The 6,755-nt window shown below is 59.4% G+C and carries 5 protein-coding genes; 2 read left to right on the forward strand and 3 right to left on the reverse strand.

Annotated features, from left to right (window positions below; genetic code table 11):
* Positions 1-3: 3 nt before the first annotated feature.
* Positions 4-1,575, reverse strand: coding sequence for a cytochrome ubiquinol oxidase subunit I (locus tag ACFP6B_RS02295; protein ID WP_377126278.1), 1,572 nt, complete (start codon positions 1,573-1,575; stop codon positions 4-6).
* A gap of 284 nt (positions 1,576-1,859) precedes the next feature.
* Positions 1,860-2,876: a malate dehydrogenase gene (locus ACFP6B_RS02300; protein ID WP_377126281.1), complete on the reverse strand. Its 1,017-nt coding sequence runs from the start codon at positions 2,874-2,876 to the stop codon at positions 1,860-1,862.
* 478 nt (positions 2,877-3,354) lie between these two features.
* Here ACFP6B_RS02300 and ACFP6B_RS02305 point away from each other — a divergent pair, with 478 nt between their 5' ends.
* Positions 3,355-4,077: a hypothetical protein gene (locus ACFP6B_RS02305; RefSeq protein WP_377126284.1), complete on the forward strand. Its 723-nt coding sequence runs from the start codon at positions 3,355-3,357 to the stop codon at positions 4,075-4,077.
* Between the two features lie 82 nt (positions 4,078-4,159).
* On the opposite strand, the gene ACFP6B_RS02310 is transcribed toward ACFP6B_RS02305, so the two are convergent.
* Positions 4,160-6,253, reverse strand: coding sequence for a DNA gyrase/topoisomerase IV subunit B (locus ACFP6B_RS02310; protein ID WP_377126287.1), 2,094 nt, complete (start codon positions 6,251-6,253; stop codon positions 4,160-4,162).
* A gap of 200 nt (positions 6,254-6,453) precedes the next feature.
* Here ACFP6B_RS02310 and ACFP6B_RS02315 point away from each other — a divergent pair, with 200 nt between their 5' ends.
* Positions 6,454-6,651: a DUF7455 domain-containing protein gene (locus ACFP6B_RS02315; RefSeq protein ID WP_237189203.1), complete on the forward strand. Its 198-nt coding sequence runs from the start codon at positions 6,454-6,456 to the stop codon at positions 6,649-6,651.
* Positions 6,652-6,755 lie beyond the last annotated feature (104 nt).

The following is a 6,755-nucleotide window of genomic DNA, read 5'->3' on the forward strand; positions in this document are numbered from 1 at the left end:
TTCTTAGTAGGCGAACGCGAGCACGTCGCGGTCGTTCTTCTCGTCGTTATCGTGCGGGTCTTCAACTAGCTCGGGCATGGCCGCTGCCACACCGGCCTTGACGTACTTGGCCAGCAGGTAGACCTCAACAATCATGAGCACACCGTAGACCAGGCCCAGTGAAATCAGTGAGAAGAGAATCTCGTAGCCGGAGACACCGGGCGAGACAGCGGCGGCGGTGAACATCATGATGGCGGGGTTGCCGTCGGGGTTAGGCGCAACAACGAAGGGCTGGCGGCCCATTTCGGTAAAGATCCAGCCGGTGGCGTTAGCGCCAAAGGGGGCTAGGATACCCGCGATTGCCAGGTTTGAAATCCACTTGGCCTCGGGGACTGTGCCTTCACCCTTCTTGCGGGTCACCCACAAAACGTAGAGGAAGGAGAGGGCGCTGATACCGCCGAAGGTGATCATGCCGCGGAAGCCGTAGTAGGTCACTTCCATGAGGGGCAGGTATTCAACCTCGGTTCCGGCCCGTTCCCCGTAGAGTTCGGGGTTATCGGGGATGGTGGTGCCGTAGGTTTCCTCGTACTGGGGCAACAGGGTGGTGATGCCGGGGACGTCGGTGGTGAAGTTGTTGTAGGCCAGGAAGGAGAGCAGACCGGGGATTTCAATAACGGCCTGAACCTCGTCACAGTTCTGGGCGCCCGGCGAGGACAGGGAGAGAACGGAGAAGCCGGTACCGTCGTGGCAGGCTGCTTCTGCTGCTGCCATCTTCATGGGCTGCTGCTCAATCATGAGCTGGGCCTGGTGGTGGCCAGTAAAGGCGGTGCCAACAAAAGCCAGCAGACCGACGATAGCGCCAATGCGAAGGGACTTAAACCAGACCTTGAAGTCGGTCTTGTCGCGGGCACCTTCGGTGGTTTCACCGACGATAACCTTGCCGTCCTCACCGATGGTGTCGATACCGTCACGGCGGCGCTTCCAGAGCTTGTACCAGGCGATACCGACCAGGAAACCACCGGCAACTTGGAGGGCACCAAAGATAGCGTGAGGGTAGGCCACCAGGGCGGTATTATTGGTGAGCACAGCCCAGACGTCGGTCATGACGGGGCGGCCGTCGATCATTTCAACACCTACGGGGTGCTGCATCCAGGAGTTAGCCACGATGATGAAGTAGGCCGAGAGCCAGGAGGCCGCAACGGCAATGACCAGGCAGGCTGCGTGTACCTTGGGGGCCAGCTTGTCCCAGCCGAAGATGAAGAGGCCGAGGAAGGTGGACTCGACGAAGAAGGCCAGCAGACCCTCCATGGCCAGAGGTGCACCGAAGACGTCGCCGACGAAGCGGGAGTATTCGCTCCAGGCCATGCCGAACTGGAATTCTTGGACGAGGCCGGTTGCAACGCCCATGATGAAGTTGATGAGGTAGAGCTTGCCCCAGAACTTGGTCATGCGCTTGTATTCGTGCTTCTTGGTTCGCACGTAGGCGATGTAGAAGCCAGATACGACGGCGCCCAGGCCCAGGGTCAGCGGAACCATCATGAAGTGGTAGACGGTGGTGATACCGAATTGCCACCGCGCTAGTTCGAGGGGATCCATTGACATCCTTGAGAGTTAAAGTGAAGCACCGTCTGCGGGCTGGCATCTCTGCCGACTGCCCGGCGCAACGGTGCGGGTGTGTTGTGCTCTAGGATAGCGGGCTTGTATGAGCGTGCCCTTAGGGTGGTTTTGACCCCTTCACCAGGTGATTTGACGGTTCACTAAAGGTCACTTAAACGCTAAGACTCCCGCTACCCTATTGGGGTTGTGCGGGAGTCTCTGCCGGTTTTTACACCGAGCGCCCAGTTAGTGACACTTTGTCTAGTCACACCGGGGCGGCGAGTTTATCGGGGGCCGAGCAGACCAAGCTGGGCGACGGCGTCCTTCTCTTCAACCAGCTCTGCCACAGAGGCAGCAATGCGCTGGCGGGCAAAATCCGAGTGCTCTAAACCGTGAACAATCTCATATCCACCTGCTGAACACCTGACGGGGAAGGAGCTGATAATCCCCTCGGGCACACCGTAGGACCCATCGGATGGCACTGCCATTGAGGTGGTCCGCTCCCCTGTACCCAGGACCCAGTCGCGTACGTGGGCCAGGGCGGCGTGGGCAGCGGAGGCGACGGAGGACCCACCGCGCACCGCGATAATTTCAGCCCCGCGCTGGGCGACGGTGGGGATGAAGGTTTCTTCAATCCAGGCCTGACCCAGATTCTTTTCTGCAAGAGCATCTAGGGCCGGGCGGCCGCCGACGGTGGCGTGGAAGAGGTCGGGGTACTGGCTGGCTGAGTGATTGCCCCAGATAGTAATGCCGTCAATCTCGGGTACGGACGCACCGGTTGCGGCAGCCAGCTGAGCAACCGCGCGGTGGTGGTCAAGGCGGGTCAGAGCGGTGAAGCGCTCCAAGGGGACGTCCGGAGCGTGAGAGGCCGCAATCAGGGCGTTGGTGTTAGCCGGGTTGCCCACAACAGCCACTTTGACGTCATCAGCGGCATGGTCATTGATGGCTTTCCCCTGAACCGAGAAAATACCGCCGTTAGCTTCGAGCAGGTCGGCTCGTTCCATACCCTTAGTGCGGGGGCGAGAGCCGATGAGCAGGGCAATGTTGCTGCCTTCAAAACCGACGGTGGGGTCATCGGTAATGTCAACCGATTCCAGCAGGGGGAAGGCGCAGTCTGCTAGTTCCATGGCGGTGCCTTCAGCGGCTTTGAGTCCGGCCGGGATTTCGAGCAGGCGCAGGCGCACGGGAGTATCTGGGCCCAGCATTTCACCTGCCGCGATGCGGAAGAGGCTGGCGTACCCAATCTGGCCAGCGGCGCCGGTAACGGTGACAGTAACAGGGTGCTTCATTGCATGTGTCATGCACAACATTTTACTCCCCTTAATTTCTTACGGAGAGGACGGACGCGCCACACTTACTCACCCGGGCAGATTGGCATAGGGAGTCAGCCCCTAGCGTTTTTGGGGTTCACCCAGCGCAAACTTTCTAAATCAAATGTTTTATCAAAAACTGACTCAAGCTTCTCAAAACTTTAAATTGGGAAATTTAGTGCACATATAACAAGAGGAAGCTGTCGCCACTATAGTGGACAAGAGCTTTACATCAAAACCCTTATTTTGCCCTAAAAAACCAGACATTTATACATCTATCAGCCCAACCACGAAACCCCTGCCAGCACAGTATGTTAAACATGTGACATACACATCATTTATTTCCTTATCTCTTGAGCGTAGTGTGACTGATGAGCTAAATAAAGCGCCCCGTTCCGTCACTCGCCGCTACATCTTAGGGAAACATGAATACTCAAATCTCACGCCGCACCCTCGCTAAAGGTGCAGCTTGGAGCGCCCCGTCGTCCTTGCGTCCGCCTCAATTCCAGCCTACGCAGCGTCCTCCCTCACCTGCCAGACCCTCTCTTGGCCCACGTCAGCCTCCAGCACAAGCAAAACTCTGACCAACGGTAGCTACACCGTCACCGTTACCCAGTCACGTACCGCTGGTGCTAACTCCCTGTATAACGGCGCCTCCTCAGATATGGTGGCCGCCGCCGCTGGCAGCCAGGTTGGTACCGGAACAGCTAACACCGGCACAGAGGGCAATGGTTATACCGTAGGATCAACCACTTCATCAGTTCTTACCCTCAACCAGCGCACCAATGGAACCCGTGCAGCTGCAGCACAGACCCTCACCTTCACGATTACCGATTCAAGCGGTAAGGCTGTAACCCCCAAGAGCATTAGTTTCAACATCTACGATGTCACCGGTTCTTCAGGCGGCACCAACGCCAACTCATACGGCGATGTTGTTACCCTCTCTAACGCAACCTGGCAGCTGAGCAACTTCCTCGGCTACGCCCAGAGCGACTACACCACCGCCAGCAGCACCCAGCTGGCCATGACCACCGTCCGCAACCTTTCTCTCAATACGGTCACTTCGGTGACCGCAACCGTTACCCCCACATCAAACAGCTTCAGCCTGACTTACAGTAACGGCAATGCGTCCACCCTCCAGGCCTGGACCAACAACCAGTACATCGGCATCGGCGACATCACTATCTGCTAGATTTGCTTGCTTGCCCAGAAGGAAGGCGCCCGGTCAATACTGACCGGGCGCCTTCCTTATTCATGATTATGTTTCTAGACCGTTAGGCGTCGATAGCTGTATGGTCGAGCTTGGTCGCACCGCGGATAATGAAGTCCTTACGCGGTGCCACTTCTGACCCCATCAACAGGGTAAAGGCCCGCTCGGCAGCTTCAGCATCCTCAACCCGCACGCGGCGGAGCATACGGTGGCGGGGGTCCATGGTGGTCTCTGCCAGCTGGTCGGCATCCATCTCACCCAGGCCCTTGTAGCGCTGGATGGGTTCCTTGTAGCTCTTACCCTCAGCCTCAAGCCGGTCGAGGAGCTCGTGCAGTTCTTTCTCAGAATAGGTGTAGACCATCTCGTTGGCCTTACCCCTGTTGACCACCTCGACCCGGTGCAGGGGCGGCACAGCGGCGTAAACGTGACCGGCTTCTACCAGCGGACGCATGTAGCGGTAGAAGAGGGTCAGCAGCAGGGTACGGATGTGGGCGCCGTCCACGTCCGCGTCCGTCATCATAATGATCTTGTTGTAGCGCTTCTGCTCTAGATCAAAGGTGCGGCCAGAACCGGCGCCAATGACCTGAATAATGGCGGCACACTCGGCATTCGCCAGCATGTCGGTCAGCGAGGCCTTCTGGACGTTCAGGATCTTGCCGCGAATGGGCAGAAGGGCCTGATAGGTCGATGAACGCGCCAGGCGGGCAGTACCCAGTGCTGAGTCACCCTCCACGATGAAGAGTTCGGACTTCTCCACGTCGGTGGAGCGGCAGTCCACCAGCTTGGTGGGCATGGATGAGGTTTCCAGGGCATTCTTGCGGCGCTGGGTTTCCTTGTGAACTCGCGCTGAGATACGCGACTTCATCTCGGCAACAACCTTTTCAGAAACGGCCGCCGCCTGGGTCTTCTCCCCCCGGGCCGTGGAGGTCAGCTTGGCAGCTAGCTGCTTGGCAACCACCTTAGAGACAATCTGCCGCACCGCCGGGGTACCCAGAATCTCCTTGGTCTGGCCCTCAAACTGAGGCTCAGCCAGGCGCACGGTGAGCACGGCAGTGAGCCCTGCCAGCACATCGTCCTTTTCAATCTTGTCTGTGCCTGCCTTGAACTTTCGCGCGTTATCGGCAATGTGCTTGCGGAAGGTCTTGAGCAGGCCCTGCTCAAAGCCGGTCTGGTGGGTACCACCCTTGGGGGTGGAAATGATATTGACGAAGGTACGCAGCTTGGTTTCATAGCCGGTACCCCAGCGCAGGGCAACATCCACTTCACACTCGCGCTCAACTTCTGTGAGCTGGGAGTGGCCCTCGGCATCGAGCACGGGGACGGTCTCGGTGAAGGTGTCGGTGCCGGTGAAGCGCCAGATGTCGGTCACCGCCTGGTCGTGGGCCAGGTAGTCCACGAACTCGGAGATACCACCGTCGTGCTGGAAGACCTCCTCAACGGTCTCAAATTCGCCGGGGGTGCCGGGTAGGCGGCGTTCATCGCGCACAGCGATGCGCAGACCGGGAATGAGGAAGGCAGTCTGGCGGGCTCGGGCTGCCAGGTTCTCGTAGCTGAACCGGGCGTCCGGGGTGAAAATCATGGGGTCAGCCCAGTAACGCACGCGGGTGCCGGTGACCCCGCGCTTGGCCTTACCAACTATCTGCAGGGCGTCCGAGGAGGCGGTGAAGGGGGCTTCGGGCTTGGGGGTGCGGGCATCATCGAAGATGCCGGGAACACCGTGACGGAAGCTCATCTGGTAGGTCTTGCCACCGCGGTCCACCTGTACGTCCAGGCGGGAAGAGAGCGCGTTGACGACCGAGGCACCCACACCGTGCAGGCCACCCGAGGCGTTGTAGGAGCCGCCGCCGAACTTACCGCCGGCGTGCAGCTTGGTGTAGACCACCTCAACCCCGGAGAGTCCGGTGCGGGGTTCGATGTCGGTGGGCACGCCGCGGCCGTCGTCCTGCACCTCAACCGAGCCGTCCTTGTAGAGGATGACCTGGATGGACTGCCCATACCCGGCCAGGGCCTCATCGACCGAGTTGTCGATGATTTCCCAGAGGCAGTGCATGAGGCCGCGCGAGTCGGTGGAGCCGATGTACATGCCGGGGCGCTTGCGCACGGCTTCGAGGCCTTCGAGCACCGATAGGTTGCGGGCGGTGTAGTTGTTTGCTGCCACGAAACTCTCCTGCAGGTATGGACGGGGTGCCTATCTAGTGTAGTACACGTGTTCGGTTTGGCGGGTCTTTGGCGGCGCGGACGCCCGCGGCCGGCAGGCGGGGAGGGCGGGTTTAGCGCTGTGGGCGAAAGGACGTGCGGGGCAGCCCGGTCGGTGGTTGTATGGAGGGTGAGGAAGAAAGCTTTTGAAAGGAGCCTATCGTGAGTGCAACTCTTGAGACCCGCCGCGAACTGACTGCTGCTGACCGTTGCGATGCCTGCGGCGCCCAGGCCTATGTGCGTGTGGTGATGGAGTCAGGTTTGGACCTGCTCTTCTGCGGCCACCACGCTCGTGCTAAGGAGGAGGCCCTGCGGGCTGTAGCTGTCGAATGGGACGACCAGACCGACCGCCTCAGCTAACGGTTACTGCCCCGCCGCGCCTATGAACTGCTCCCCATAAGTTGGACTACTAAAAAACAGTCACCAACTAATGGGGAGCATCTCCTATGCGAGCACGAAGCTCA

This window comes from Rothia nasimurium (genome assembly GCF_042660305.1).
GTDB classification, from domain to species: Bacteria; Actinomycetota; Actinomycetes; order Actinomycetales; family Micrococcaceae; genus Rothia; species Rothia nasimurium.

What these genes read in the sequence shown, in the direction of transcription:
- ACFP6B_RS02295 (WP_377126278.1), bottom strand. Translation starts at nt 1,575, where the DNA reads ATGGATCCCCTCGAACTAGCGCGGTGGCAATTCGGTATCACCACCGTC.
- ACFP6B_RS02300 (WP_377126281.1), bottom strand. Translation starts at nt 2,876, where the DNA reads ATGACACATGCAATGAAGCACCCTGTTACTGTCACCGTTACCGGCGCC.